Annotated in this window: 25 protein-coding genes; 13 read left to right on the top strand and 12 right to left on the bottom strand. The window is 62.4% G+C overall.

The window, feature by feature from the left end; all coding sequences use genetic code 11:
* Nucleotides 1–262: 262 nt before the first annotated feature.
* The 4 genes from DOM56_RS11560 to DOM56_RS11545 all read left to right on the top strand — a co-directional run bounded on the left by DOM56_RS11560 (nt 263) and on the right by DOM56_RS11545 (nt 3,483).
* Nucleotides 263–1,534, top strand: coding sequence for an ATP-binding protein (locus DOM56_RS11560; RefSeq protein ID WP_110708878.1), 1,272 nt, complete (start codon nt 263–265; stop codon nt 1,532–1,534).
* 42 nt (nt 1,535–1,576) lie between these two features.
* On the top strand, nt 1,577–2,113 hold the full coding sequence (locus tag DOM56_RS11555) for a response regulator transcription factor (protein ID WP_110599584.1): 537 nt from the start codon (nt 1,577–1,579) through the stop codon (nt 2,111–2,113).
* 151 nt (nt 2,114–2,264) lie between these two features.
* Nucleotides 2,265–3,086, top strand: coding sequence for an inositol monophosphatase family protein (locus DOM56_RS11550; RefSeq protein ID WP_280951294.1), 822 nt, complete (start codon nt 2,265–2,267; stop codon nt 3,084–3,086).
* 127 nt (nt 3,087–3,213) lie between these two features.
* Entirely contained in the window at nt 3,214–3,483 is a 270-nt protein-coding gene (locus DOM56_RS11545) for a GrxA family glutaredoxin (protein ID WP_110708877.1), read from the top strand.
* A gap of 146 nt (nt 3,484–3,629) precedes the next feature.
* Here DOM56_RS11545 and DOM56_RS11540 read toward each other — a convergent pair whose 3' ends face one another.
* Nucleotides 3,630–4,946, bottom strand: coding sequence for an MFS transporter (locus tag DOM56_RS11540; RefSeq protein WP_110708876.1), 1,317 nt, complete (start codon nt 4,944–4,946; stop codon nt 3,630–3,632).
* Nucleotides 4,947–5,356: 410 nt separating this feature from the next.
* Here DOM56_RS11540 and DOM56_RS11535 point away from each other — a divergent pair, with 410 nt between their 5' ends.
* From DOM56_RS11535 to DOM56_RS11515, 5 genes are all read left to right on the top strand, one after another.
* Nucleotides 5,357–6,232, top strand: a complete 876-nt coding sequence (locus DOM56_RS11535) for an acyltransferase (RefSeq protein WP_110599578.1) — start codon at nt 5,357–5,359, stop codon at nt 6,230–6,232.
* A complete protein-coding gene (locus DOM56_RS11530) occupies nt 6,232–7,065 on the top strand; it encodes a M23 family metallopeptidase (RefSeq protein WP_232822266.1) in 834 nt (277 codons plus the stop codon). The genes DOM56_RS11535 and DOM56_RS11530 overlap by 1 nt, the downstream gene beginning before the upstream one ends.
* 139 nt (nt 7,066–7,204) lie before the next feature.
* On the top strand, nt 7,205–8,362 hold the full coding sequence (locus DOM56_RS11525; protein WP_110708874.1) for a glycosyltransferase family 1 protein: 1,158 nt from the start codon (nt 7,205–7,207) through the stop codon (nt 8,360–8,362).
* Nucleotides 8,331–8,885: a phosphatase PAP2 family protein gene (locus DOM56_RS11520; RefSeq protein WP_110708873.1), complete on the top strand. Its 555-nt coding sequence runs from the start codon at nt 8,331–8,333 to the stop codon at nt 8,883–8,885. Before DOM56_RS11525 ends, DOM56_RS11520 begins: the two co-directional genes overlap by 32 nt.
* 9 nt (nt 8,886–8,894) lie before the next feature.
* On the top strand, nt 8,895–9,506 hold the full coding sequence (locus DOM56_RS11515; protein ID WP_198655756.1) for an alpha-ketoglutarate-dependent dioxygenase AlkB: 612 nt from the start codon (nt 8,895–8,897) through the stop codon (nt 9,504–9,506).
* Nucleotides 9,507–9,597: 91 nt separating this feature from the next.
* Here DOM56_RS11515 and gcvT read toward each other — a convergent pair whose 3' ends face one another.
* Together gcvT and DOM56_RS11505 are read right to left on the bottom strand one after the other, a co-directional pair.
* The gene (gcvT, locus tag DOM56_RS11510) at nt 9,598–10,710 is read right to left on the bottom strand and encodes a glycine cleavage system aminomethyltransferase GcvT (protein WP_110708872.1); all 1,113 of its coding nucleotides are present in this window, start codon (nt 10,708–10,710) and stop codon (nt 9,598–9,600) included.
* A gap of 33 nt (nt 10,711–10,743) precedes the next feature.
* Nucleotides 10,744–12,138, bottom strand: coding sequence for a sodium:alanine symporter family protein (locus tag DOM56_RS11505; protein WP_110709355.1), 1,395 nt, complete (start codon nt 12,136–12,138; stop codon nt 10,744–10,746).
* A gap of 497 nt (nt 12,139–12,635) precedes the next feature.
* On the opposite strand from DOM56_RS11505, the gene gcvH reads away from it, so the two are divergent.
* Nucleotides 12,636–13,040: a glycine cleavage system protein GcvH gene (gcvH, locus tag DOM56_RS11500; RefSeq protein ID WP_110599568.1), complete on the top strand. Its 405-nt coding sequence runs from the start codon at nt 12,636–12,638 to the stop codon at nt 13,038–13,040.
* Between the two features lie 88 nt (nt 13,041–13,128).
* A complete protein-coding gene (gcvP, locus tag DOM56_RS11495) occupies nt 13,129–16,029 on the top strand; it encodes an aminomethyl-transferring glycine dehydrogenase (RefSeq protein WP_110708871.1) in 2,901 nt (966 codons plus the stop codon).
* 133 nt (nt 16,030–16,162) lie between these two features.
* Here the strand turns inward: gcvP and DOM56_RS11490 are convergent, their stop codons facing one another.
* On the bottom strand, nt 16,163–17,083 hold the full coding sequence (locus DOM56_RS11490) for a LysR family transcriptional regulator (RefSeq protein ID WP_110599564.1): 921 nt from the start codon (nt 17,081–17,083) through the stop codon (nt 16,163–16,165).
* Nucleotides 17,084–17,350: 267 nt separating this feature from the next.
* Here DOM56_RS11490 and DOM56_RS11485 point away from each other — a divergent pair, with 267 nt between their 5' ends.
* Both DOM56_RS11485 and ppnN read left to right on the top strand, forming a co-directional pair.
* Entirely contained in the window at nt 17,351–17,680 is a 330-nt protein-coding gene (locus tag DOM56_RS11485) for a YfcL family protein (RefSeq protein ID WP_110708870.1), read from the top strand.
* A 33-nt stretch (nt 17,681–17,713) separates the two neighbouring features.
* Nucleotides 17,714–19,078, top strand: a complete 1,365-nt coding sequence (gene ppnN, locus DOM56_RS11480) for a nucleotide 5'-monophosphate nucleosidase PpnN (RefSeq protein WP_110708869.1) — start codon at nt 17,714–17,716, stop codon at nt 19,076–19,078.
* Between the two features lie 227 nt (nt 19,079–19,305).
* Here ppnN and DOM56_RS11475 read toward each other — a convergent pair whose 3' ends face one another.
* The 8 genes from DOM56_RS11475 to infC form a co-directional block, all read right to left on the bottom strand.
* Complete coding sequence (locus tag DOM56_RS11475) at nt 19,306–19,695, bottom strand: hypothetical protein (protein WP_110708868.1); 390 nt, start codon at nt 19,693–19,695, stop codon at nt 19,306–19,308.
* On the bottom strand, nt 19,692–20,153 hold the full coding sequence (locus tag DOM56_RS11470; protein WP_110708867.1) for a flavodoxin domain-containing protein: 462 nt from the start codon (nt 20,151–20,153) through the stop codon (nt 19,692–19,694). The genes DOM56_RS11475 and DOM56_RS11470 overlap by 4 nt, the downstream gene beginning before the upstream one ends.
* A 148-nt stretch (nt 20,154–20,301) precedes the next feature.
* Nucleotides 20,302–20,610, bottom strand: coding sequence for an integration host factor subunit alpha (ihfA, locus tag DOM56_RS11465; RefSeq protein ID WP_110599554.1), 309 nt, complete (start codon nt 20,608–20,610; stop codon nt 20,302–20,304).
* A 28-nt stretch (nt 20,611–20,638) separates the two neighbouring features.
* Nucleotides 20,639–23,020, bottom strand: coding sequence for a phenylalanine--tRNA ligase subunit beta (gene pheT / locus DOM56_RS11460; RefSeq protein ID WP_110708866.1), 2,382 nt, complete (start codon nt 23,018–23,020; stop codon nt 20,639–20,641).
* A 28-nt stretch (nt 23,021–23,048) separates the two neighbouring features.
* A complete protein-coding gene (pheS, locus tag DOM56_RS11455) occupies nt 23,049–24,068 on the bottom strand; it encodes a phenylalanine--tRNA ligase subunit alpha (protein ID WP_110708865.1) in 1,020 nt (339 codons plus the stop codon).
* A 149-nt stretch (nt 24,069–24,217) separates the two neighbouring features.
* Nucleotides 24,218–24,568: a 50S ribosomal protein L20 gene (gene rplT, locus DOM56_RS11450; protein WP_110599548.1), complete on the bottom strand. Its 351-nt coding sequence runs from the start codon at nt 24,566–24,568 to the stop codon at nt 24,218–24,220.
* 36 nt (nt 24,569–24,604) lie between these two features.
* Nucleotides 24,605–24,799, bottom strand: a complete 195-nt coding sequence (gene rpmI / locus DOM56_RS11445) for a 50S ribosomal protein L35 (protein ID WP_071230088.1) — start codon at nt 24,797–24,799, stop codon at nt 24,605–24,607.
* A 90-nt stretch (nt 24,800–24,889) separates the two neighbouring features.
* Complete coding sequence (infC, locus tag DOM56_RS11440) at nt 24,890–25,429, bottom strand: translation initiation factor IF-3 (RefSeq protein WP_083387150.1); 540 nt, start codon at nt 25,427–25,429, stop codon at nt 24,890–24,892.
* Nucleotides 25,430–25,435 lie beyond the last annotated feature (6 nt).

The raw sequence follows: 25,435 nt of genomic DNA, 5'->3' as shown, positions 1-25,435 counted from the left end.
CGGGAGGTCGCGGGGGATCGAAGATGGCGGCGATTGTACGCGCTGATCCCGCAGAGTTGTAGCCGCCAGGCCTGCCGGATACCGCCGCCCGCACCTGCGACAAATGGACACTGCCCTCGCCATCCCGACAGCGACGTCCGGGCTCACGCCGCTTCCCGGCATTGCGTTAACATGTCGACGAGGCTGACGACGCTGCCGAACCGGCCCCATCGTCGCTGCTGGCAACCTCGACGCCGTCACCCGACTCGATCCCGGAGAGACCATGCTGCAACCGCTTCCGCTCTCGACGCCGAACCGCAACCTGGTTCGCCTGACGATCGTCCGCGGTATCACCTGGACCGGTTTCCTCGCCGCGATCATCTTCGGCATCGAGGTGCTGGGGTTCCAGTTGCACGTTCTTCCGGTCATCAGCGTCATCGTTGCCATGGGCCTGTTCAACGTGGCGACCTGGTGGCGACTGGGCCGGCCCCGCGCGGTCACCGATACCGAATACCTGCTGCACTGGCTGGTCGACATCGCCGGATTGAGCCTGCTGTTCTACTACACCGGCGGCTCGAGCAACCCCTTCATCACCTACCTGCTGGTACCGCTGGGGATCGCCGCCGCCACCCTGCCGTGGTTCCACGCCTGGGTCATCGCGATAGCGGCCACCGCCAGTTACACCACCATGATGCTGTTCTATGAGCCGGTCCCGCAGTTGACCAACAGCACGGTCGTCTTTGGCGTCCAGTTGCATACCCTGGGCATGTGGCTGAACTTCATTCTTTCCGGCAGCCTGTTGACCTTCTTCATCTTCAAGATGGCGCACACCTTGCGGCGACGTGACCTGACCCTGTCGCGCACTCGCGAGGCGGCGCTGCGCAACGAGCAGATTCTGGCCGTGGCAACCCAGGCTGCCGGCACGGCGCATGAACTCGGCACGCCGCTATCGACGATGGCGGTGCTGCTCAAGGAGATGCGCCACGAGGCCATCCATCAGCCATCGCTGGTGGAGGATATCGACCTGCTGCGTCATCAGGTCGACACCTGCAAGCAGCGCCTGCAGACCCTCGTCGCCAATGCGGACCGGCGGCGCCTGGAGAAGCCCGAGACGCTTCGCGCCACCCCCTGGCTCCAGAACCTGATCCAGCGCTGGCTGGTACTGCGCCCCGATGTCAACCATCGCCTGGAAGTGCTCGGCAAGCGCGGCCAGCCGACCATCGCCGTCGACGCCACCCTGGAGCAGGCGATGATCAACCTGCTCAACAACGCCGCCGATGCCAGCCCCGATGCCGTCGTCACCAGCCTCGACTGGAATGCCGACGAAGTGGTCATCGACATCCGCGACCACGGCCCGGGCGTACCGATGTCGATCGCGGATCAGTTGGGCGACACTTTCATCTCGACCAAGAGCAAGGGCATGGGAATCGGGCTGTTCCTCACCCACGCCACCGTCAACCGGTTCGGTGGCGGCGTGAGCCTCTACAACCACGAGGAAGGCGGCACCCTGACGGAGGTCAAGCTCCCCCGCATCAAGGTCGGCGAGAGCGTGTAGCGCTGCTGTCGATCGTCAATCATTCGCCAAGGAGAACCACCTATGAGCGATCCGGAACGTCTGCTGATCGTCGACGACGACGAACAACTCTGTTTCGTCATGGAGCGCGCCATGCGGCGCCGGGGCTACGACGTGGTCGTCGCCCATACTCATGACCAGGCCCTGGCGGCAGCGAGGGAAGCACCGCCCGCCCTGGCGACGCTCGACCTGAAGCTGGAGTCGGACTCCGGCCTCAAGCTGCTACCGGCTCTGCTGGAAGTGGCGCCCGCGTGTCGCATCGTGGTGCTGACGGGCTACTCGAGCATCGCCACCGCCGTGGAAGCGATGAAACTCGGTGCCGTCAATTACCTGTGCAAGCCAGCCGACGCCGATGAGATCCTGCAGTCGCTCGAGCGCGAAAGCGGCGATGTCGACGTGGAAATCGCCGACAATCCCCCCTCGGTGAACCGGGTCACCTGGGAGCACATCCAGAAAGTGCTGCATGAACACGACGGCAATATCTCGGCAACGGCCCGGGCCCTGGGCATGCATCGGCGGACCCTGCAGCGTAAACTCCAGAAGCGCCCGGTGCGGCACTAGATCACCGCCCGGCGCCACCTCGGCATCGCGCTGCGTCGATCGGGCTCGCCGTATGGGGCCGGTCGACGCCGTCATGCAGACAAGTTCCCCGTTCGTCCCGACGATTCCGCCGATCGCCGGGACCACGCCATTTCCCCGACAGGAGTTCAACGTGGACCACCCCCAACGCCTCGACTCGGTGATCCGTATCGCCCGACAGGCCGGCGACATGATCGTCCAGGCTCGCCGGAAGCAAAACTTCTCCCGCCAGTACAAGGGTGGTGACGAGTTGGTGACCGAAATCGACGTCGCTGTCGATCGCATGATCGCCAGCGAGCTGGAGGCCCTGTTTCCGGGAGAGGCAAGACTGACCGAGGAGCTGACTCCGGACCGCAGCCAACTCGAGCAGGACGGCCCGCTGTGGGTCGTGGATCCCATCGACGGTACGGTCAACTTCGCCTATGGCCACGCCCATGTCGCCGTGTCGATCGCCCTGGCATTCAACGGCGAGGTCCAACTCGGCGTGGTTCACGCCCCGTTTCTCGGCGAGACCTTCACCGCCGTGCGCGATGAGGGTGCCCACCTCAATGGCGAACCGATGGCCTGCAGCCAGTCGGATACCCTCGAGAGAAGCCTGGTCGGGACGGGCTTTCCCTACGCGCGCGACAAACGGGGTCCGCTGGTCAAGCGCTTGAACCATGTCCTGCACGCCTGCCGCGACGTGCGCCGCAACGGCTCCGCGGCGCTGGACCTATGCCATGTCGGCTGCGGCCAGCTCGATGCCTACTATGAAAGCGTCTCGCCCTGGGATTTCGCCGCCGGGCTGCTGATCGCCCGTGAAGCCGGCGCGAAGACCAGCCACCTCTACGAATGCCCCCGGAATCTACCGGCGGAACTCTACGGCGAAAACCTGTTGGTCACGGCACCCGGCATCCATCGGGCACTGGGTGACCTGCTGCGGGATGCCGACGCTGGGCGACGTCTCGAACCATAGCGGCTTGCAATGATGGACGTAGAGAGACTCTATTGGGCCGAGCGGGTTTAATACGAAAGAATAACCCCCATCTTTTCTCAGGCTTTACACCCATCCAATTGCTTTTCACAGCAACAGGAGACACACGATGCTGACTGTCATTTTCGGCCGTCCCGGCTGCCCTTTCTGTGTTCGCGCCAAGGAGCTGTCGGAAAAACTGAAGGAAGCGCGAGACGATTTCGATTTCCGCTACATCGACATCCACGCGGAAGGCATCACCAAAGCCGACATGGAGAAGACCATCGGCAAGCCGGTAGAGACCGTGCCGCAGATCTTCGTCGACCAGACTCACATCGGCGGCTTCACCGAATTCGACCAGTACGTGCGGGACAAGGCGCTGATACCCGAAAACGCCTGACGGGAAATGGCGCCCGACGCCAAGACAGAACCTTCAGAAGCCGGCATTCGCCGGCTTTTGCCGGCTTTTGCCGGCTTTTTCCGGCTTTTGCCGGCTTTTGCCGTTTCTGCCCGCCGCCGGAATGCGCCTGCGGCGGTCGTGCAAGCTCATGCCGGCTGCAGCTCGGGCTCTTCCTGTGCCTCTTCCAGCTCCCCTTCCAGATTCAATTCGTACTGGTAGGGGCCATACCGCGGGTCCAGCTCATTGATGTAGTGGGTCGACTCCACCATCGGTACCAGCGGCGTATACGGCTCCTGCTCTTCCGGTGCCTTGACCGGCTCACGGCGCCACAACCGATAGGCGATGAACAGCGCCAGACCCAGCGCAGCCGCGCCGAGGAACAGCCAGAGGCCATCTGGCCCCACGCTGTGCATCAGTAGCGAGGCACTGAACGGCCCGACGATGGAGCCCACGCCATAGCACATCAGGATCTTCGCATTGGCCTGGATGGTCTCTTCCGGTTCGAGCCAGTCATGGGTGTGGGCCAGGCTCAGCGAGTAAAGGGTGTGCAGCATCGCAGTATGGAAGCTCGCGACGAAAACCAGCAGCCAGTAACTCGATCTTGCGGCGAACACGATCAGCACGCCGGATATCGTCATCACCAGCGCCATGCATAGGATGACCTTGCGGCGGTCGAAGCGATCAGAGACCCTTCCTAGCGTCCACTGCGCGATAAGTGCCACCAGCGTGGTGATCGACATGAATTTCGCGGTCTGAGCGGTCGTGAGGCCGATCTCCTGGCCATAGTAAGGGGTCATTGCAAAGAAGGCCTGGACCATGAGCCCCGCCACGAATGCCCCTACCAGCCCGACCGGCGCCCGAGTCATCAAGGTTCGCAGCGAAATCTTGGCGGACACGTCGTGACTGCTGCGCAACGGCCCCTGGATACGGTGGATCGAAAGCGGCACCAGCGACAGTGCGAACAGGACACCAGCCACCGAAAACAGCACGAAAGTGGCCGGATCCGCCATGTTGAGCATCCACTGGCCGCCCGCCAGGGAGAGCGTCGAGATCACCAGATACCAACCCAGTACCCGACCACGATTCTCGTTGGTGGACTCTCCAGAGACCCAGGATTCCATCACCATCAACAGCCCCGCGGTCGCCGCACCGCCAAACAGCCGCCAGACCAGCCATGCCCAGGGATTGACCCAGAGCCCATGGAGTATCGCCGTCGCTGCCAGCAACGCCCCACAGGCCGCGAACACGCGGATGTGACCGACGCTACGTATGCGCTTTTCCAGCCAGTAGCTGCCCGCGACGAAGCCCAGCGAGAAGCAGGACATGAGCAGACCCGCCATCTGGGAAGGAAACGCTTCCAGCGACATGCGCACGCCGAGCAGCGTCATGATCAGTCCGTGCCCCAGCAGGAAGCTGATTTCACACAGGAACAGGATCGGCAGGGTCGCGGGTAGTGAACGCAACGAGGTTCTCCATTAGGCGTCAATAGGTGAAATCCGGCGCAAGCACATCGAATCGCGTCGAAGAGCGCCGAATGTCGAAATCAGAAGGCAACGGCGGCGGCAGTCTATCAACTCGAAGCAGCTCTTGCCGAGACCACTCGCCAAGCCCGCATTCCGGGGACCGACACGAATTATTCACATCTTCTGTGGATAACACTGTGCATTTCCGGTGGCCGATGGCGATGGCCGCCGACCCTACCGACACCGGTCTTAGATTGGTTAGTTTTTCGGCAATGATGGATCTCAACCTTTCCGGGATTCCGCCACGGGATTCGCGTAGACCACCACGCGGCATCGGGATCCCAGCCGAAGCGCTGTGCAGTCTGGCGACATTCCAGTAACATCGGGCCAAGTCATTGATGGAGAATGGCATGTCGACCCTGAAAGGGTGTGTCAGCGTCCTGCTGCTGGTTCTCAATACGCTCTTCTGGGGTATGCCTCTGGTGGCGCTGACGATATTGAAACTGGTCACCCCCACCCGGCGCTGGCGCCTTGGGGTGCTCGGCGGGCTCCACTGGATCGCCCTCGCCTGGGTGAAAACCAACAACGTCTGGATTCGCCGCTGGATTCGTCCCACGATCCACGCCGACCTCCCCGACTCGCTCTCTCCACGCCGGTGGTGGCTGGTCATGGCCAATCACCAGAGCTGGACCGATATCATCGCCCTGCTCTACGTGCTGACGGGTCGCCTCTCGATGCCAAAATTCTTTCTCAAGCGAGAGCTCATTCTGGTGCCGATCGTCGGATTGGCCTGGTGGGCCCTGGAGTTCCCGTTCATGCGTCGCTACACCCGCGAGAAGCTGGCTCGGAATCCCAAGCTCGCCGAGCGGGACCGCCAGGCGACCCGGCGCATGTGCGATCATGCCCGCGAGATGCCGATGACGATCTACAACTTCGTCGAAGGGACTCGCTGCACGCCTGAGAAGCAGCGCCTTCAGAAGAGCCCCTACCGTCATCTCCTGCGGCCCAAGGCCGGCGGCGTCGCCCAGGTGATCGGGCTGCTGGGGCCGCGCCTGGACGGTATCATCGACGTCACCCTTCACTACCGTCGGGGCACACCCAACTTCTGGGACTTCCTGTGCGGGCGCGAGGCCGACGTCGCGATCGTCGCGAGATGTCTCGACAGGCCGCAGTGGATGCTGGACGGGGGCTACGACGATGCCCAATACAAGGAACGTTTCTACACATGGTTGAATGCACTGTGGCAGGAAAAAGACGCGGCGCTCTCCTCCTACTCCTGGGATTGATGCTCTTGCTCGCGGGCTGCGCGAGCGGGGGTGGTAGCCAGGCCCGCATCGCCGACGGCGGTGGCTGGGTGACGGTGCAGCGTGGCGACACGCTGGGCAAGATCGCGGACCAGGCGGGCATACCGCTGCTCCGGCTCCAGCGCTTCAACCCCGGCGTGGATTCGCGCCGCCTTGCGGTCGGCCAGCGCCTGCTGCTGCCTTCGCAACAGGAGCGCGCACCCGGCGGCGGCCCCTACCGTTACCAAGTGAGACGAGGAGACTCCCTCTACTCGATCGCGCGATACTTCGGCGCCAATCCGCAGCGTGTCCAGGCCGCAAACACGGGCATCGATCCCTCCCAGTTGGCCGTCGGCCAGTTGATCCAGGTACCGCTGGCAGGCGGCTCGGCGGGTCGTCGTTCATCAGCGCCAACACCGGCGGCATCTCGATCGCTGCCCGATCCCGGCCCGCTCCCTTCGTCGGCAGGGGGCTGGCGCTGGCCCTTGGAGAACTACACCATCGAGCGCCGCTTCGGACGAGATGCCCACGGCACACTGCAGCCAATGATGCTGACGACACCCTCGCCTGCCACGGCCAGGGCAACCACCTCGGGCAAGGTCAGATTCGCCAGTGGCATGCGTCAGTTGGGGCAGGTCGTCATCCTCCACCACGCCGACAACATGCAGAGTGTCTATGCGTTCTGCGACAAGTTGATGGTGTCGGAGGGACAAGCGGTATCCGCCGGCACCCCGCTGTGCGAGATCGGAAAGGAGAGCGCCAGCAGCCGATATCATCTGCTTTTCGATCTCCGCCATGGCGGCAAGCCCGTGGACCCCGCACGCGTGCTACGCTAATCAACGGTGTCATGAATTCGTCATTACCGTGACGCATTGACGTCATCGGCAGCCCCCAGTATCGGAGACCGGTTCGAACACGGTTGGCGATCGGGCTGGACTGCTGGAGAGCCTCGCTGGCGTGGAAGGAGTGGTAAAGATGCGTGTAGCCCTGGTCAGTGAAACCTGGGCGCCGGAGGTCAACGGCGTGGCTCATACCTTGAGCCAGCTCGCCAGCCATCTGGCATCCAAGGGGGTCCTGCTTCAGCTGATTCGTCCCAGCCCGGTGAATGGCGAACGTGACGCCCTGGCTGAACGAGACATTCACGTCAGGGGAATCGCCCTTCCCATCTATGCCGACGTGCACATCGGCTTGCCGTGCCGCCGCCGGCTGATCCGGCTCTGGCGACAGGAGCGTCCGGACGCCATCTACATTGCGACCGAAGGTCCACTCGGCTGGTCGGCGTTGAATGCCGCTCGACACCTGCGGATCCCGGTGGTCAGTGGCTTTCATACCAACTTCGATCAGTATGCCAGCAACTATCATCTCGGCTGGAGCATCCCCATCGCTCGCCGGGGTCTGCGGTATTTCCACAATCGCTGCGAGGCGACCCTGGTCCCCACCGCGGCACAGCAGCAAATGCTCGAGAGCAGCGGATATCGGCGGGTCTCGGTACTCGCCCGGGGCGTCGATGCCCAACGCTATCGCCCCTCGCGCCGGGACGTCGAGCTCAGGCGCGAATGGGGAGCCGGTCCGCACCAACCGGTGGCACTCTATGTCGGACGGCTCGCCAGCGAGAAGAATATCGACCTGCTGGCCGACACGATGGCGGCGATGCAGCGTGTCAATCCAGCGCTGGTACAGGTCCTGGTCGGAGACGGGCCGGCACGCAAGACGATCGCCAGACGCCTGCCGGAAGCCGTATTCACGGGCTTCAAGACAGGCGAAACGCTGGCACGGCACTATGCCAGTGCGGACATGTTCATCTTTCCCTCGCTGTCGGAGACATTCGGCAACGTCGTTCCGGAGGCCATGGCCTCCGGGCTAGCCGTGGTGGCCTTCGATCATGCGGCAGCGGGAGAGTTGATCACCGACAACATCGATGGTCGCCTGGTGCCGCCCGAAGATGCCCAAGGCTTCATCCAGGCCGCCAGCGAGCTATGCCGACAGCCTGCAATCTACGCTCGATTGGGCCGTCAGGCTCACCAGCGCGTCTCGAGCCTTAGCTGGAGCCACATTGGTGATCGCTTTCTTGCGCAGTTGATTCAAGTTCAGGGGACCCAACATGCCGCCACGCACTCAACGTCTCACGTTTGAGCGACTGGATCGCTTCGAGAGCCGGCTCAGCCACCGTCTGGCGGAGCTGTCTCGCCATGCCCCGACACTCTGGCTCTTCCGCTGCGTCAGCCGATTGGGAGACTGGCCTGCCTGGGTGTTCCTGGCCCTGTTGCAGCCGCTGCTTCACGGCCGCCAGGGCTGGTGGCTCGCGGTTCAGTGGGGCCTGACGGCCAGCGTCGCCGCCCTGCTCTACCGGCTGCTGAAGACTCGCCTGTGTCGTGAGCGACCCTATATCACCTTCACCACGATCCGCTGCACCATGCCGCCCGTGGATCGCTACAGCTTTCCCAGCGGCCATACCTTGCACGCGGTCATGTTCACCAGCCTGACCGCCGCCAGCAGCCCGCAGCTGCTGCCCGTGGTCCTGCCGCTTGCCGGCCTGATCGCTATTTCCCGCGTGATACTGGGACTCCATTACGTCAGTGACGTGATCGTGGGGGCGCTGATCGGGGCGGGCCTCGCCTGGTGCAGCGGCCTGCTGGCATTGATGATCTGGAACTGAAGCGTCTGTATGTCCCACCCTGACCGCTGGCAATGCGTCGCCGCCGCTCCGCCGTTGATGCTGCTCCCCGATTTCATCGCCGCCGCCGAGGCCTCCGCCATTCAGCACCGGCTCGAGCGGGAGATCACATGGTCGTCGCCGACCCTGTCGCTCTACGGCAAACGACATGTGATTCCTCGCTCCCAGTGCTGGATGGGCGATGACGGCGCTAGCTATCGCTACTCCGGTCGCGCCCTGCAGCCCTGGCCCTGGCACCCGCTGGTGGCGGATCTGCGAAACCGGGTGATCCATGCGCTCGAGACGTCAGATCTACCCTGCCAGGACTTCAACAGTGTACTGCTGAACCGCTACGAGAGCGGCGACCAGAGAATGGGATGGCACAGCGACGACGAGCCCGAGCTGGGAGCAGATCCCATCGTCGCGTCGGTCTCGCTCGGCAGCGAACGCCCGCTTCGCTTTCGGGAAAAGAGCGCCGACGCCCGTCGCGCCTTCAACGTCTGGCTACCTCACGGCAGCCTGCTGCTGATGGGCCCCGGCGCGCAATCTCGATGGCAACACGCGCTGGCGCCACGCGCGATCGACGGCGCCCGGATCAACCTGACCTTCCGCCGAATCCGATAGCCAGCCTCGCTCCTGCTATAACGGACAGAAAAAAGCCTCTCGATTGAGGAGGCTTTCAAGATAACGGTATAAACCTGGAGATGTTGGGGAATCAGCCGCGATGGTAGTTGGCGGGTACGAAAGGCATCGGCGTGATCACCATCGGCAATCGCTTGCCGCGAACGTCGGCATAGAGCGTTGCGCCTTTCTCAGCGGCCTCGACCACGACGTAGGCCATGGCGACAGGCGCACCTACACTCGGTCCAAAACTACCCGAGGTGACCTGCCCGACCATCTGATCATCCGCGTCGAACAGCTTGGCCCCCTCTCGGACCGGCGCTCGGCCTTCGCCAAGCAGACCGACACGGCGGCGGCGATGATCCTTGGCCTGTAGCTGGTGCAGAACCCTGTCCGCGCCTGGGAAGCCGGCTTCCCGCTCTCCGCCAACGCGACGAGGCTTGCCCACCGCCCAGGAGAGGCTGGCTTCGACAGGCGTGGTGGTCGTGTCGATATCGTGCCCGTAGAGGCAGAGTCCAGCCTCGAGGCGCAAGGAGTCTCGCGCTCCCAGGCCGATGGGCTCGACCTCCGGCTGATCGACGAACCAGCGTGCCAGCGTTTCGGTCGCCTCGGACGGTACCGAGATCTCGAAACCGTCTTCGCCGGTGTACCCGCTTCTGCTTATCCAGATCTCGTTGCCCATGACCTCGAACCGGTCATGCTCCATGAAGACCAGATCGCAAGCCGCAGGACAGAGCCGCTGCATGACGGTCGCGGCATCGGGGCCCTGCAGCGCCAGCAGCCCGCGGTCGAGGACCTCGACATCGTGATTCGCCCCGAGCCCGGTGCGCAGCAGCGCGAGGTCCTGGTCCTTGCATGCGGCATTCACCACCACGTACAGCGAGTCGCCCTGGTTGACGATCATCAGGTCGTCCAGGATGCCACCTTCGCTGTTGGTGAACAGCGCGTAGCGCTGCCCTCCTTCCGCCAGTCCGACGACATCGGCGGTGACCAGAGTCTCCATCGCCTTCGCTGGCGCGGGTCCGGTCACCATCAGCTGCCCCATGTGGGAAACGTCGAACAGCCCACAGGCCCGGCGCGTATGCTCATGCTCCTTCTTGACGCCCAGCGGATACTGCACGGGCATGCTGTATCCGGCGAATGGCACCATCTTGCCACCGAGCTCTTGATGCAGCGTGAACAGCGGGGTCTGTTTCATGTCGGACATGGATGTCTCCAGATCAGGGCAAATAGAAAAACGTTACGCTTTAGGGCCGCGACCTTCCAGCTCCTCTCCCGGCAGAACCGTCTTGCCGGCGAAGTGATCCCGGGTCAGCTTGAACACCACCGGCGACAGCAGCGCCAATGCGATCAGGTTGGGAATGGCCATCATCGCGTTGAAGGTATCCGCCACCAGCCAGATGAAGTCCAGCTTCGCCATGGCCCCGACCGGCACTGCCAGCACGAACAGTATGCGATACAGCAGAATCGCGCGGTCGCCGAACAGATACTGGAAGCACTTCTCGCCGTAGAACGACCAGCCGAGAATGGTGGTGAAGGCGAATATCGACAGCGCTATCGCCACGATGTGCTGCCCCAAGCCGGGCAAGGCGCTGTCGAAGGAGAGCGAGGTCAACCCCGCGCCGCTTTCGCCGTCGAGCCAGTGGGTCGAGGTCAGAATCACCAGCGCAGTCATGGTGCAGACCACCAGCGTATCGATGAATGTCCCCAGCATGGCGATCAGTCCCTGACGGACCGGATTGCGGGTCTGCGCTGCGGCATGTGCGATGGGCGCGCTGCCCAGGCCGGCTTCGTTGGAGAAGATCCCGCGGGCGACACCAAAACGGATCGCCGCCGCTACTGCCGCGCCGGCGAAGCCACCACTGGCCGCAATCGGCTGGAAGGCGTGTGAGAAGATCGTGCCCAGAGCGCCACCGATCTGGTCGGCGTTCAGCACCAGCACGACCACGCCGGCCGCGAAATAGGCAACGGCCATCAACGGCACGAGCTTGCCGGCGACGCGGGAGATGCGCTTGATTCCGCCCAGGATCACCGCGCCGGCCAGCACCATGATGATCAGACCGGTCAACCAGGCCGGCACCCCGAATGAGGTCGTCAACGCATCCGCGACGGAGTTGGATTGAACGGTATTGCCAATGCCGAAGGCCGCCACCGCACCGAAGAACGCGAATAGCCCGCCCAACCATGCCCAGCGCTTGCCGAGCCCGTTACGGATATAGTACATCGGGCCGCCGACATGATTGCCGGTCGAATCGGTCTCGCGGTAACGGACAGCCAACACGGCTTCGGCGAACTTGGTCGCCATCCCCACCAGGGCTGTCAGCCACATCCAGAACACCGCGCCCGGACCTCCGAGCGCAATGGCGGTAGCGACGCCGGCGATGTTGCCGGTCCCGATGGTCGCGGAGAGCGCTGTCATCAACGCGTTGAAGGGAGAAATCTCGCCCTCGTCGCGACTATCGGCTTCACTGCGTCGTCCCTGCCACAGCAGACTGAAACCGAGGCCAAGCTTGCGAATGGGCATCAACTTGAGCCCTAGCTGCAGATAGATACCGACCCCAAACAGCAAGATCAGCATCAATGGCCCCCAAACGACACCATTGATGGCACTGAAAACCGCATTGAGTTGCTCCACGTCGACCTCCATTCTCACGTTGTTGTTGCTGTCGAACGGGCCAGAACGGCCAACCGTCGCCACGATCGATCATTAATAAGTCAAAGCGTGGCAACAATAGAGGATTCAACTACGCGTTCACAATTATTCCAAAGCATTCATCCAGCAGCCGCCGCCATGCCTCATATGACGGGACGATACACCTTAGCGAAAAGCGCCTGGTGTTTCCAATAAGAAACTTTTTCCTCATCGCCATTCCGGGTGTCCGGACCTGGCGTAGCGATGTCCAGTGGCGGCGGTCGGCGACGGAGCGACCGATGTCGGTGGCGTATATGCCGGGGCTCTGCGGAGATCGCCTCCCGACACTGGACGTTTCGTGGATCTGGGCTCAACCTAGGAGCGCACTCCACGCAAAGGTGCGCTGGAGACGCTCGAGACTATGCCAATCGATCCCGCATTCGTGCATAATGCTCACCAAAATTCCCCATATCGAAAACTGTTTCGTATAGGAAACTCCCATGAGCGATATCCCCAATAACCTGCTGTACACCGATAGCCACGAATGGGTGCTGGACAACGGCGACGGTACCGTGACCGTCGGTATCACCGATCATGCCCAGGAAGCCCTCGGAGACGTGGTCTTCGTCGAACTTCCGGATCCCGGGCGGGAGCTGGACGCCGGCGACGAGTTTGGCGTCATCGAGTCGGTGAAGGCCGCCTCCGACCTATACTCCCCCCTGGCGGGAGAGATCGTCGAGGTCAACGAGTCGCTGGAGGACGCGCCGGAGACCGTCAACGATTCACCCTATGGTGACGGCTGGATTCTCAAGCTGCAATTGACCGATCAAGGCGATCTGGAGTCGCTGATGTCGGCGGACGCCTACCGCGAACTGGTTGCCGCCGAGGAAGATCAGGACGACTGATCGCCGCCTCGCCCTTACCCGCTCGGCCGTTCGCTGCCATCGTCGTCGAACGGCCGCCCCTTTCCCCGCCAACCTCGCCGGATAGATCATGCCCACCGAGACTCGCCCTCTGACTGACCTGGCCAATCACGCCGACTTCATTCAGCGTCACAATGGCCCGAATTCTCTCGACGTCACCGAGATGCTCAAAGCGCTCGACATGTCATCGCTGGAGACGCTGATCGATCGTACCATTCCCAAGGGAATCCGACTCGGCCGGGAACTGGATCTGGATGGCCCGCGTGGCGAATCGGAGGCACTGGATTATCTACGGGGTCTGGCTCGCCAGAACAAGGTCTTCAAGAGCTACATCGGTCAGGGCTACTATCCGACGCACCTGCCTGGCGTCATTCAGCGCAACGTGCTGGAGAATCCCGGTTGGTACACGGCCTATACGCCGTACCAACCCGAGATAGCCCAGGGACGCCTGGAGGGGCTGCTCAACTTCCAGCAGATGGTGATGGATCTGACCGGTATGGCGATCGCCAACGCCTCGCTGCTCGATGAGGCCACGGCGGCGGCGGAAGCCATGGCGCTCTGCCGGCGCGCCAACAAGAAGCAGAAGAGCCAGCGCTTCTTCGTCGCCGACAGCGTGCTGCCCCAGACCCTGGACGTGCTCCGCACCCGGGCGGCCTACCTCGGATTCGAGCTGGTCGTGGCACCCGCGAGCCAGCTGGCGCAGGAAGACGTTTTCGGCGCGCTGCTGCAGTACCCCGGTGTCGACGGCGACATCGTCGATATCGAAAGCCTCGTTGCCGAGGCCCGCTCGCGCCAGATCATGACCTGCGTCGCGGCGGACCTGATGAGCCTGGTCAGGCTGAAGGAGCCCGGCGCCATGGGCGTGGACATCGTGCTGGGCAACTCCCAGCGTTTCGGTGTGCCGATGGGTTATGGCGGCCCGCATGCCGCCTTCTTCGCCGCCAGCGAAGGGCTCAAGCGCTCCCTGCCCGGCCGGGTGATCGGCGTTTCCAAGGACAGCCGTGGACGCCCGGCGCTGCGCATGGCGATGCAGACCCGCGAGCAGCACATCCGCCGCGAGAAGGCGACCTCCAATATCTGCACCGCGCAGGCGCTGCTGGCAAACATCGCCGGGTTCTACGCGACCTATCATGGTGCCGACGGACTGCGAACCATCGCCGACCGTATTCATCGCCTCACGACCCTGCTCGCACAGGGTCTGAGGCAGCATGGGATCGCGCTCAAGCACGACAGCTGGTTCGACACGCTGACGTTGTCCGGTGTCGACAGCCACCGGATTCAGGGCCGCGCATTGACGCGCGAGATCAACCTGCGCTATCCCGCCGACGGAGAAGTCGGGGTCAGCCTCAACGAGACTACCACCGCGGCCGACCTGGCGGAGCTGTTCGATGTGCTGATCGGCGAGGAACACGGCCTTTCCGTCAGCGAGCTCGACCATCAGGCCATCGAGGGCGACGCCTGCGGGATCCCCGCTGCCTACCGCCGTCAGAGCGACTTCCTGCAGCATCCCAACTTCCAGCGTTTCCGCAGCGAAACCGAGATGCTGCGCTATCTCAAGCGCCTGGAAAATCGCGATCTCTCGCTGACCCATGCGATGATTCCGCTGGGTTCCTGCACCATGAAGTTGAACGCCACCAGCGAAATGATACCGATCACCTGGCCCGAGTTTGCCAACATCCATCCTTTCGCCCCTGCGGCGCAGACCACCGGTTATCGCCAGATGATCACCGAGCTGAGCGATTTCCTGATCGAGATCACCGGTTACGACAGCATCTCGATGCAGCCGAACTCGGGCGCTCAGGGCGAGTACGCCGGCCTGGTCGCGATTCGGCGGTATCAGGCCGCGGTGGATGAAGGCCATCGCGATATCTGCCTGATTCCCAGCTCCGCCCATGGCACCAACCCGGCCTCCGCGGCCATGGCCCAGATGAAGGTCGTCGTCGTCGAGTGCGACCGCGATGGCAATATCGACATGACGGACCTCGAAGCCAAGGCCGCGAAGCACAGCGCCAATCTGTCGGCCATCATGCTGACCTACCCATCGACCCACGGCGTGTTCGAGGAGAACATTCGTGATGCTTGTCGGATCGTTCATGACAATGGCGGCCAGGTCTATATCGACGGCGCCAACATGAACGCCCAGGTCGGGCTCTGTCGCCCCGGTGACTACGGCGGCGACGTCTCCCATCTCAACCTGCACAAGACCTTCTGCATTCCGCACGGCGGCGGCGGCCCGGGTATGGGCCCCATCGGCGTCAAGGCACACCTGGCGCCACACCTGCCCAATCACGTGGTGACTCCACAGGAAGGCATCGAGAAGAATTCCGGCGCGGTTTCGGCGGCCGCCTTTGGCAGCGCCTCGATCCTGCCGATCTCTTGGGCCTACATCAAGATGATGGGCGCCCGCGGGCTACGTGAAGCCACCGAGCTGGCCATCCTCAACGCCAATTACATCGCCAGGCGGCTCGAGACGCATTATCCGGTGCTGTATCAGGGTGCCAACGGCACCGTGGCCCATGAGTGCATTCTCGATGTGCGCCCGCTCAAGGCGGCGTCCGGTATCAGCGAAGAGGATATCGCCAAGCGTCTGATGGACTATGGTTTCCATGCCCCGACGATGTCGTTCCCGGTAGCGGGCACGCTGATGGTGGAACCCACCGAATCCGAGTCTCGCTACGAGATCGACCGCTTCTGCGATGCCATGATCGCGATTCGTGAAGAGATCGCCAGGGTCGAATCCGGGGAGTGGCCGAGGGACACCAACCCCCTGGTACTGGCACCGCACACCATGACGGACGTGACCGAGGAAGCGTGGAATCGCCCCTACTCCCGGGAGACGGCGGCATTCCCGACCGACGCCGTGCGCGAAGCCAAGTATTGGCCGGCGGTCAATCGGGTCGACAACGTCTTCGGCGATCGCAACCTGATCTGCAGCTGCCCGCCGATCGAGGCCTATCGGGAGGCTCTCTGAAGCGCATAGCAAGGATCCAACGACAACGGCCGCTCATCGAGCGGCCGTTGTCATTAAGCCAGGGACGGATAGGGTTCAGTGAGACTGATTTTTAACGCCGTATGGACAAGCACGGGCAGTTTTCAGACGGCCCCTAGTTGGGTTCCATGGCGGGCAGTTCGCTATAACCATACAGCGAGTTGAGTCGCTGCTGGCGAAAGGACTCGAGCAACTGGCGGTAACGCTTGGGCAGTTCGACGTCGGTTCGCGATACCAGATGCAACGTCTCATAGACCGGTTTCGACAGCGAGACCTCCTTGACCTGGCGCTGCCATGGCGAGGTTTCCAGCACCGGGCGCGACACGACCGTGAATCCCAACCCCCTGGCCACCGCATCCAGAACCTGCCCCACTTCATTGGTGAAGCCCTGCCGCGGAAAATGACTCATGCTGCGAAACTCGCTGCCGAAGTTGCTCTTCAACAGCAGGCTCGCATTGGTGTTGCCGTCGTTGTAGTTGACGAACCCGAGCGCGAGCAATTCACCGAGACTAGTGCCGGCGAAATCAGCCGGTACCACCAGACACAGTGGCTCCTGGTGCCAAGCCTCGTAACTCAAGTCGGGATGCTTGCTGACTTCGGTCACGATACCGACGTCATAACGACCGGCCACCACATCCTGAGCAATCTCGTGGTTGAAAGCGAAGCTGTAGTTGACCGTCAGCCCCGGATGCATCTGCTGATATCCCAGCAGGAAGGGGTAGAACATTAGGCCGACACTACCGGGCGAGGCAATACGACATTCACCGCTATCCGGTGAATCATCATCCAGTGAATGGCGAAAATGCTCGTGTTCGGCGAAAAGCTTCACCGCATAGTCGTAGGCCCGACGTCCCGCGTCGGTCAACGAGAAGCGGCGGCCATGTCGATTGAGCAGCGAGCGGCCGAGATACTCCTCGAGCTTGCGCACGTGCTGGCTGACGCCCGGCTGCGTCATGTCCAGCTTGCCCGCGGTCTGGGTAAAGCTACCTGTCTCGACGAGCATCATGTAGGTGCGGAAATACTGGGCGTTGAACATGGAAACGCGGATCACTCACGCTGTAAGCAATTAAAGCGCTTCGATTCGATGGCCTGCTGCTGCCGAAAGTCGATAACGCCTCGTTGTCGCCTGTGGACTTTCCAATCATAACAATTTATGCCCGAACTCGCACCGTCGCCTCCGAGAAAAGCCCGGCCGGGTCCTGGCCTTTCCCCACGATTTCCCGGTCCCGCCCCCACCGAACCCGAGCGGCGCCACGACGGCCTGATCCGCCCTCCCGCGCCACTGCGATAGGGACCGGTGCCTATGTTAGCATTGACGGGCTTTCACTCAGGATTGAAAAACGCTATGTCTGATCCCTTTGCGCAGCGCGCCAAGGCCGTGCAGCAAACGCTTCTCGCGATGGAGCAGCGCGCCGATGACAGCGAGCTGTTCGCGCTCGGCTACATGATTCCCCAGATCGGCCTGGTGCAGGAAATGGCCGAATACGATCCCGCCGATGTCGAAGCGGAAGACTTCGACGCCACCTACTGGCAATGGCTGGAGAGCACATTCGCTCAGGACAACATGAGCGAAGCCGATCGCGAACAGATCGCGGGACTCTGGCAAACCGCCGCTGCGCGGGCCGAGCACTGAATTATCGAACCTATTTGCACGAGGATGTCGTCCATGCCTGAGACGCTATCGACCATCGTCTCCCCCGAGGGCAGCCTCGAGGTGCTCTCTCAATCCGAAGTCAATCGACTCAGGGACACCTCGACCAGTGGCCTTCACGACCTGGTGCGCCGTTGTGCACTGGCAATATTGAATTGCGACACCCCTACCGACGATGGTCTGGCGGTGATGGAGACCTACAAGGACTTTGACATCGAAGTCCTGCAGCAGGATCGCGGCATCCGACTCAAACTCTCCAATGCCCCTGCCTGCGCTTTCGTCGACGGTCGCATGATTCGTGGTGTACGCGAGCAGTTGTCCGCCGTACTGCGTGACATCGTCTACGTCTACAACGAGATACAGAACAACCCCAAGTTCGATCTGGAGACCAACGAGGGAGCCACCAACGCGGTTTTCCACATCCTGCGTAACGCCAGCACCCTACGCACGGCCCACGAGCCAAGCATGGTGGTCTGCTGGGGCGGGCATTCGATCACCCGCGAAGAGTACGACTACACCAAGGGGGTCGGGTATCACATGGGGCTGCGCGGGTTGGACATCTGCACCGGCTGCGGTCCCGGCGCCATGAAAGGCCCCATGAAGGGTGCCAATCTTGCCCACGCCAAACAGCGACGCCATGGCAGTCGGTATCTGGGGATTTCCGAGCCCGGCATCATTGCCGCCGAGTCTCCCAATCCGATCGTCAACGAACTGGTGATCATGCCGGACATCGAGAAACGTCTGGAAGCGTTCGTGCGTATCGGGCATGGCATCGTGGTCTTCCCCGGTGGCGTGGGGACGGCGGAAGAGATTCTGTATCTGCTCGGAATCCTCATGCACCCCGACAACCGCGACATTCCCTTCCCGGTCATTTTCACCGGTCCGGAGAGTGCCCGGGACTATTTCCAGCGTATCGACGAGTTCCTGTGCTATACCCTCGGCGAGTCGGTCCGTCGTCACTATCGCATCGTCGTGGACGACCCGATCACCGTCTCCCGCCTGATGCGCGACGGCATCCAAAAGGTGGCAGAGTTCCGACGCGAGCAGAACGATGCCTTCTACTTCAACTGGCGGCTCAATATCGAACGCGGGTTCCAGCAGCCCTTCGAGCCGACTCACGAAGCCATGGCGGCGCTGGCCCTGCATCACGATCAGCCGAACCACGAACTCGCCGCCAACCTGCGCCGGGCGTTCTCGGGCATCGTCGCCGGCAACGTCAAGGAGCCAGGTGTTCGCGCCATCGCCGCGCGCGGCCCCTTCCGCCTGCACGCCGAGCCCGAGCTGATGGCCCGCCTGGATGCGCTATTGACATCGTTCGTCGCCCAGGGCCGCATGAAACTGCCCGGCAGCGAATACGTGCCCTGCTACACCCTGGGCTAACGTCGACTGCCGGCGGCCCGCCCCGGATCACGATCAGGCCTGCCTGATCGTGATCCAGGGTTCTGAATCGAGTGGAAACGGTATCGAATAGGAAAGAGTGGGAAAGAGAAGCCTTTGACGGCCCCCTTTCCGGCTCTCAAGGCAACGACGATCGCCGAATGGCGTACCGGACACGGTGGCGAGTTTCAGTCCTGAAGGACGGGAAAACAGGCAGGACCCGACCGGATCTAGCGCCGTCGTCGCCAGAGACGCAGCACGACGTGTATCAGCAGCCCCAGGGCTGCTCCCTGCGAGAGCACTACCGCCCAATGATCGACCGCCACGTCGACCCAGTGCCAGGCGGAGATCAGCAGCCCACCGATTGCGAGGCAGACGACCAGGTGCCCTACGGCGCCGCGGCAGCGTTGACGCTCGGCGACGGCCATCAGACACCACAACCCTATCAACGCGACGGTGACCGCCGCAGCCAGGATGGCCAGCAGCCATAGCCGCGTCGGGTCATGCAGTAGCCAGTAGCGTGGCAGCGAGACCAACATCACCACCCACAGTCCGAGCAGCGTGCTCCAGCGCGTGGCGGTCAGTGCCCGCGACGCTGCCGGCCCCTGCTGTACCGTCACCCCTTCAACTCCTGCGATGCCAGCCACTCCTCCACCCAGGGCAGCGCGGCATCATCCGCCATGAACGTTTCCATGGCATCGATCTCGAGACGCTCTCCCAGCCGCGTCCCACCCAGATCGGCGAGCATCTCGTCGAGCGCCCGGCCGGAGCCGCAGAACGTGTCGCCATAAGAGCTGTCGCCCAGAGCGATCAGACCATAACGCAGAGCCGCGAGACTCGGCGACCGGGTCTTCAGCTCACGGACGAATGGCACGAAATCGCCAGGGAAGTCACCGCTCCCCGTGGTCGAGACACAGAACAGTGCCAGGTCGGGCATATCATCGGTCAACGCTTCCAGCGATGGCTGCTCGACGATAGTGACTTCATAACCGGACTGTTCGAACAAGGGAGAAACCTGCTCGGCGACATCGAGCGCACCGCCGTAGACGGTACCGACAAAAATCTTCAGCTTGGACATAACACTCAGTCGACAGTTGATTTGCGCGGGAGCTTAGCACACACCGGCAGCGGGGCTCACGCGCCGGAAACGAAAACGCGATCGCCTGCCAGCGTGATGCTGGCAGGCGATCGCGAAATCCGTGGGACCAAGAGGCCAGTCCGGCGGCTTACTCTTCCTGCAACTCACCGTCGAAGCTTTCGACTCGGGCCTTGAGCTTCTGGCCGGGACGGAAAGTCACGACCCGCCGGGCGGAAATGGGGATCTCCTCGCCGGTCTTGGGATTGCGTCCAGGCCGCTCCCGCTTGTCTCTCAGGTCGAAGTTGCCGAACCCGGAGAGCTTGACCTGTTCGTTCTCGCGCAGACATCCGCGAATTTCCTCGAAGAACGTCTCCACCATGTACTTGGCCTCTCGTTTGGAGAAACCAAGTTCGGTGTGAAGATGTTCCGCAAGCTCAGCTTTCGTCAGCGCTCCCATGATCGCTCCCTTCGCGCAGGATGACAGATCAACTCCGCAGCCTGGCACCGAAGCGAGCTTGAGCCGCCTGCACCACGTCTGCGATTAACTGATTGATTTCCTCGTCATTGAGAGTGCGCGAAGGATGCTGCCAGGTCAAGCCCAGGGCAACGCTCTTGGCTCCCGACTCGACACCGGCACCCTGGTAAACGTCGAACAGCTGCCAGCGAGTCAACCATTCGCCGGCCTGGGCCCGAATCGCTTCGACCAGCGGTGTGACGCCGACGCTCTCATCCACCAGGAAGGCCAGATCGCGGCGGACTTCCGGATATCGCGACAGCGGCTTGAACTTTGGTATGACACCGCGCGTCAGGGCTTCCTGCTCGACCTCGAACACATAAACGTCAGGCTTGATATCGAGCTGCGAGCGAACATCCGGATGCAGCGCGCCCAGCCATCCGACCGCCACTCCGTTGCGCTCGAGGCGGGCAGAGCGCCCCGGATGCAAAGCGGGATGCGACGCCGAGACGAACGTCCATTCCTCCCCGCATCCACTCATGGCCATCAGGCTCTCGAGGTCGCCTTTCAGATCGAAGAAGTCGACTCCCTCGCGACTGGCGGACCACCCTTCCGCACTGCGCGGCCCACAGATCAAGCCCCCGAACATCGATGTCTGGGTCAGGTCGTCCAGCGCCCCCTGAAACACCAGCCCGGTCTCGAACAGCCTGACGCGATGCTGCTGACGATTGAGGTTGTGGGTGAGCGCCTTGATCAATCCCGGGAACAGACTGTGACGCATGACCGACATGTCGCTGGAAATCGGATTCGCCAACGCGGGAGAAACGCCCTCCGGCACGATCAGGGACTGCAACTCGGGCGATACGAAGCTGTATGTCACGGCTTCCTGATAGCCCCTGGACACCATGTGACGACGGAGACGCTTCAACGGCTGGGTGGCCTCGTCGTCGGCCTTCAGCCACAGACGGGCCTCGGGTCGCGTGGCGGGCAGCCGGTTGTAACCATGGATGCGCGCCAACTCCTCGATCAGGTCTTCCTCGATCGACACGTCGAAGCGCCAGCTCGGCACCTGCACATGCCAGGTCTGCCCCGACACCGAACTGGTCATACCGAGCGAGCGGAAGATGCGCTGAATCTCCTCGTCCGCCAGACGCACGCCCAGGCAGGAAGCCAGACGATCACGGCGCAGCTCGACGCTACCCCGGTGCGGAAGGGTCGCGGGATTTCTTACTTCGGTGATGGGCCCGGGCGCGCCGCCGACGATCGAAAGCAGCAACTCGGTCGCCCGCTCCATCGCGGTGCGGGTGATATCCGGGTCCACTCCTCTCTCGAAACGGTGCGAGGCATCGGTGTGCAGCCCGAAATCCCGCGCCTTGCCAGCGATGGCCAGGGGCGAAAAGAAGGCAGCCTCCAGAAACAGGTGGCGTGTCCGAGACGTGACACCGGTAGACTCGCCGCCCATCACTCCCGCGATCGCCAGCGGGCCGCTACGATCGGCGATCACCAGCGTGGAGTCGTCCAGCGCCACCTCCTGTCCATCCAACAAGGTCAGGCGCTCGCCAACAGCCGCACGGCGGACTTCGATGCCGCCCTCCAGCGAGTCGAGGTCAAAGGCGTGCATGGGCTGGCCGAGCTCGAGCATGACGTAATTGGTCACATCGACCGCAGGATCGATGCTGCGGATGCCACTGCGACGGAGGCGTTCGCGCATCCACAGCGGAGTCTTCGCCGTCACATCGACGTCGCGAATGACACGCCCGAGATAGCGGGGACACCCTTCGCCATCGTGCACGCTGACCGGGAACTGGGCGTTGTTTCGGGCCACGACGGTAGAGACGGTCGGCTCGCTGACCTTGGTGCCGGTGACACTCCCCACCTCGCGTGCGACTCCACGAAGGCTGAGACAGTCACCGCGGTTGGGCGTCAGGTCGACGTCGATGGTGTGGTCGTCGAGGCCCAGCCAGGTTCGAAAATCCTGCCCGGTGAGCGCATCCGGTGGCAGCACGTAAATCCCATCCGAATGCCCCTCTTCCAAGCCGAGCTCGGAGGCCGAGCAGATCATGCCGCGGGACTCCACCCCACGCAGCTTGGCTTTCTTGATCTTGAAATCACCGGGCAGCACCGCCCCCACTCGCGCGAACGGGACCCGCTGCCCTATATCCACGTTGGGGGCGCCACACACCACCTGCACCGGCTCACCCGAGCCGTCATCGACCTGACAGACGTTGAGCTTGTCCGCGTCGGGGTGCGGCGACTTGTCGGTCACCGTTGCCACCACCACACCATGGAAGCTCGCGGCGACAGGCTCGACGGCATCGACCTCGAGTCCCGCCATGGTGATCGCATCGGCCAAGGCCTGCGTCTCCAGCGCCGGTGACACCCACTCGCGCAGCCATGCTTCGGAAAACTTCATCTTGACACTCCTTGACTGGGCGGTGGACTCAGTTGAACTGACTCAGAAAACGCAGGTCGTTATCGAAGAACAACCGGAGGTCGTTCACGCCATAGCGCAGCATCGCCAAGCGCTCGGCTCCCATCCCGAAAGCGAAGCCTGTATAGCGCTCAGGATCGATGCCTGAGTGACGGAATACTGCCGGATGCACCATGCCGCACCCCATCACCTCCAGCCAGCCACTCTGGGAACAGACTCGACAACCCTCGCCCCGGCACATCACGCACTGGATATCGACCTCGGCCGACGGCTCGGTAAAGGGGAAATAGGAGGGTCGAAACCGCACTTCCAGGTCATCACGCTCGAAGAACGCGTGCAGGAAGTCGGCAATCGTGCCCTTGAGGTCGGCGAAGCTGACACCCTCGTCGACCAGCAACCCCTCCACCTGGTGAAACATCGGCGTGTGCGTCAGATCGGAGTCGCTACGATAGACACGACCGGGACAGACGATTCGGATCGGCGGCTCCTGGGACTGCATGGTGCGAACCTGAACCGGCGAGGTGTGGGTTCGAAGAAGACGTGTCGCGTCGAAATAGAACGTGTCCGCCATGCCGCGAGCGGGATGGTGGGCCGGGATGTTGAGCGCTTCGAAGTTATGGAAATCGTCCTCGATCTCCGGACCGACGGCGACCTCGAAACCGATATGCTGAAACAGCGACTCGATGCGCTCCAGCGTTCTGGTCACGGGGTGCAGCCCGCCGTTGACCTCGCCCCGCCCCGGGAGCGTGACATCGACGCGTTCGGCTTCGAGCTGGGCCGCCAACGCAGCCTCATCGATCACCTGCTTGCGCTGATCGAGGTCCGCCTGCAAGGCCTGCTTGGCTTCATTGATGCGCTCACCGGCCGCCGGGCGCTCTTCGGCGGAAAGCCGACCCAGCCCCTTCAGCAAAGCCGTGATCTCGCCTTTCTTGCCCAGAAAACGCACGCGCACTTGGTCCAGGGCTTGGGCGTCTTCGGCAGCGGCGATCGCCGCTCTCGCCTCGTTCACCAGGGCAGGGAGATGATCCATCCGTCGAGCTCCGCTTGTCGTTCGGCATGCCGCGCCGCCTCTCATGGGCCACGCAGCAAAACGGTATAAAAAAACAGGGGAAGAGCAGCTGCTCTTCCCCTGGATCGGTCGTACAACGCATTGCCCGTCAAAGGCAAGGCATGACCCGCTTATGCAGCTTTGGCTTTTTCGACGAGCGCCGTAAAGGTCGCTTTTTCGTGAACTGCCAGATCAGCCAGCACCTTGCGGTCGATCTCGATGCCGGCCTTCTTCAGACCCGCCACGAAACGACTGTAGGACATGCCGTTGACGCGAGCCGCCGCGTTGATACGCGTAATCCACAGAGCGCGGAATTGACGCTTGCGCTGGCGGCGGTCGCGATACGCATACTGCCCGGCTTTGATAACGGCCTGCTTGGCTACGCGGAAGACGCGCGAGCGCGCACCGTAGTAGCCCTTGGCCTGCTTCATGATCTTCTTGTGACGACGACGTGCGACGACACCACGCTTGACGCGAGACATAGTACTCTCCTGACGTTAAAGACTGACGACCAAGTGTTACAGGTTGGGCAGCATGCGGGTGACGAGCTGCTTGTCGGCAGCGTGTACCTGCTTCATGCCACGCAACTGACGCTTACGCTTGGTGGACTTCTTGGTCAGGATGTGACTACGAAAAGACTGCTTGTGCTTGAAGCCGTTACCAGTCTTCTTGAAGCGCTTGGCAGCGCCACTGTTGCTCTTGATTTTCGGCATGGGAAAAACTCCACTCCGTTTTATTGAGAAAACCCGAGGCCGGACGTGACGAGTTCGCACTCGCCACGCCCCGTTCGACTTGCCAGCGGATCACTTCTTCTTGGGCGCAAGGATCATGATCATCTGCCGACCTTCCATCTTGGGGAAGGACTCGACAGCGGCCAGCTCTTCGAGATCGGCGGCAATCCGTTCCATCAGTCGACGACCGATGTCCTGGTGTGCCATTTCACGACCCCGGAAACGCAGCGTGACCTTACCCTTGTCGCCACCTTCGAGGAAACGTATCAGGTTTTTCAACTTCACCTGATAGTCGCCCTCGTCCGTGCCAGGCCGGAATTTGACTTCCTTGACCTGGATCTGTTTGGTCTTCTTCTTCTGAGCAGATTTTTGCTTCTTCTGCTCGAAGAGGAACTTGCCGTAGTCCATGATTTTACAGACGATGGGATCGGCATTGGAAATCTGAACGAGATCCATTCCGGCTTCCTCGGCGCGTTCCAGCGCCTCTTGCATGGGAACGACTCCCACCTGTTCGCCCTCGGCATCGATAAGGCGAACTTCGTCTGCACGAATACGGTCATTGATGGGCGCGCGCTTTTCCTGAGGGCGCCCGCGCTGATTATTACGCTTGATCGTTAG

The organism is Salinicola sp. CR57 (assembly GCF_003206585.1).
GTDB classification, from domain to species: domain Bacteria; phylum Pseudomonadota; class Gammaproteobacteria; order Pseudomonadales; family Halomonadaceae; genus Salinicola; species Salinicola lusitanus.
This window is presented reverse-complemented; position numbering and strand designations above follow the sequence as displayed.

Coding starts and splice junctions, on each gene's coding strand:
- DOM56_RS11560 (WP_110708878.1), top strand. CDS start 263: ATGCTGCAACCGCTTCCGCTCTCGACGCCGAACCGCAACCTGGTTCGC.
- DOM56_RS11555 (WP_110599584.1), top strand. CDS start 1,577: ATGAGCGATCCGGAACGTCTGCTGATCGTCGACGACGACGAACAACTC.
- DOM56_RS11545 (WP_110708877.1), top strand. CDS start 3,214: ATGCTGACTGTCATTTTCGGCCGTCCCGGCTGCCCTTTCTGTGTTCGC.
- DOM56_RS11535 (WP_110599578.1), top strand. CDS start 5,357: ATGTCGACCCTGAAAGGGTGTGTCAGCGTCCTGCTGCTGGTTCTCAAT.
- DOM56_RS11530 (WP_232822266.1), top strand. CDS start 6,232: ATGCTCTTGCTCGCGGGCTGCGCGAGCGGGGGTGGTAGCCAGGCCCGC.
- DOM56_RS11525 (WP_110708874.1), top strand. CDS start 7,205: ATGCGTGTAGCCCTGGTCAGTGAAACCTGGGCGCCGGAGGTCAACGGC.
- DOM56_RS11520 (WP_110708873.1), top strand. CDS start 8,331: ATGCCGCCACGCACTCAACGTCTCACGTTTGAGCGACTGGATCGCTTC.
- DOM56_RS11515 (WP_198655756.1), top strand. CDS start 8,895: ATGTCCCACCCTGACCGCTGGCAATGCGTCGCCGCCGCTCCGCCGTTG.
- gcvT (WP_110708872.1), bottom strand. CDS start 10,710: ATGTCCGACATGAAACAGACCCCGCTGTTCACGCTGCATCAAGAGCTC.
- gcvH (WP_110599568.1), top strand. CDS start 12,636: ATGAGCGATATCCCCAATAACCTGCTGTACACCGATAGCCACGAATGG.
- gcvP (WP_110708871.1), top strand. CDS start 13,129: ATGCCCACCGAGACTCGCCCTCTGACTGACCTGGCCAATCACGCCGAC.
- DOM56_RS11490 (WP_110599564.1), bottom strand. CDS start 17,083: ATGTTCAACGCCCAGTATTTCCGCACCTACATGATGCTCGTCGAGACA.
- DOM56_RS11485 (WP_110708870.1), top strand. CDS start 17,351: ATGTTAGCATTGACGGGCTTTCACTCAGGATTGAAAAACGCTATGTCT.
- ppnN (WP_110708869.1), top strand. CDS start 17,714: ATGCCTGAGACGCTATCGACCATCGTCTCCCCCGAGGGCAGCCTCGAG.
- DOM56_RS11470 (WP_110708867.1), bottom strand. CDS start 20,153: ATGTCCAAGCTGAAGATTTTTGTCGGTACCGTCTACGGCGGTGCGCTC.
- ihfA (WP_110599554.1), bottom strand. CDS start 20,610: ATGGGAGCGCTGACGAAAGCTGAGCTTGCGGAACATCTTCACACCGAA.
- pheT (WP_110708866.1), bottom strand. CDS start 23,020: ATGAAGTTTTCCGAAGCATGGCTGCGCGAGTGGGTGTCACCGGCGCTG.
- pheS (WP_110708865.1), bottom strand. CDS start 24,068: ATGGATCATCTCCCTGCCCTGGTGAACGAGGCGAGAGCGGCGATCGCC.
- rplT (WP_110599548.1), bottom strand. CDS start 24,568: ATGTCTCGCGTCAAGCGTGGTGTCGTCGCACGTCGTCGTCACAAGAAG.
- rpmI (WP_071230088.1), bottom strand. CDS start 24,799: ATGCCGAAAATCAAGAGCAACAGTGGCGCTGCCAAGCGCTTCAAGAAG.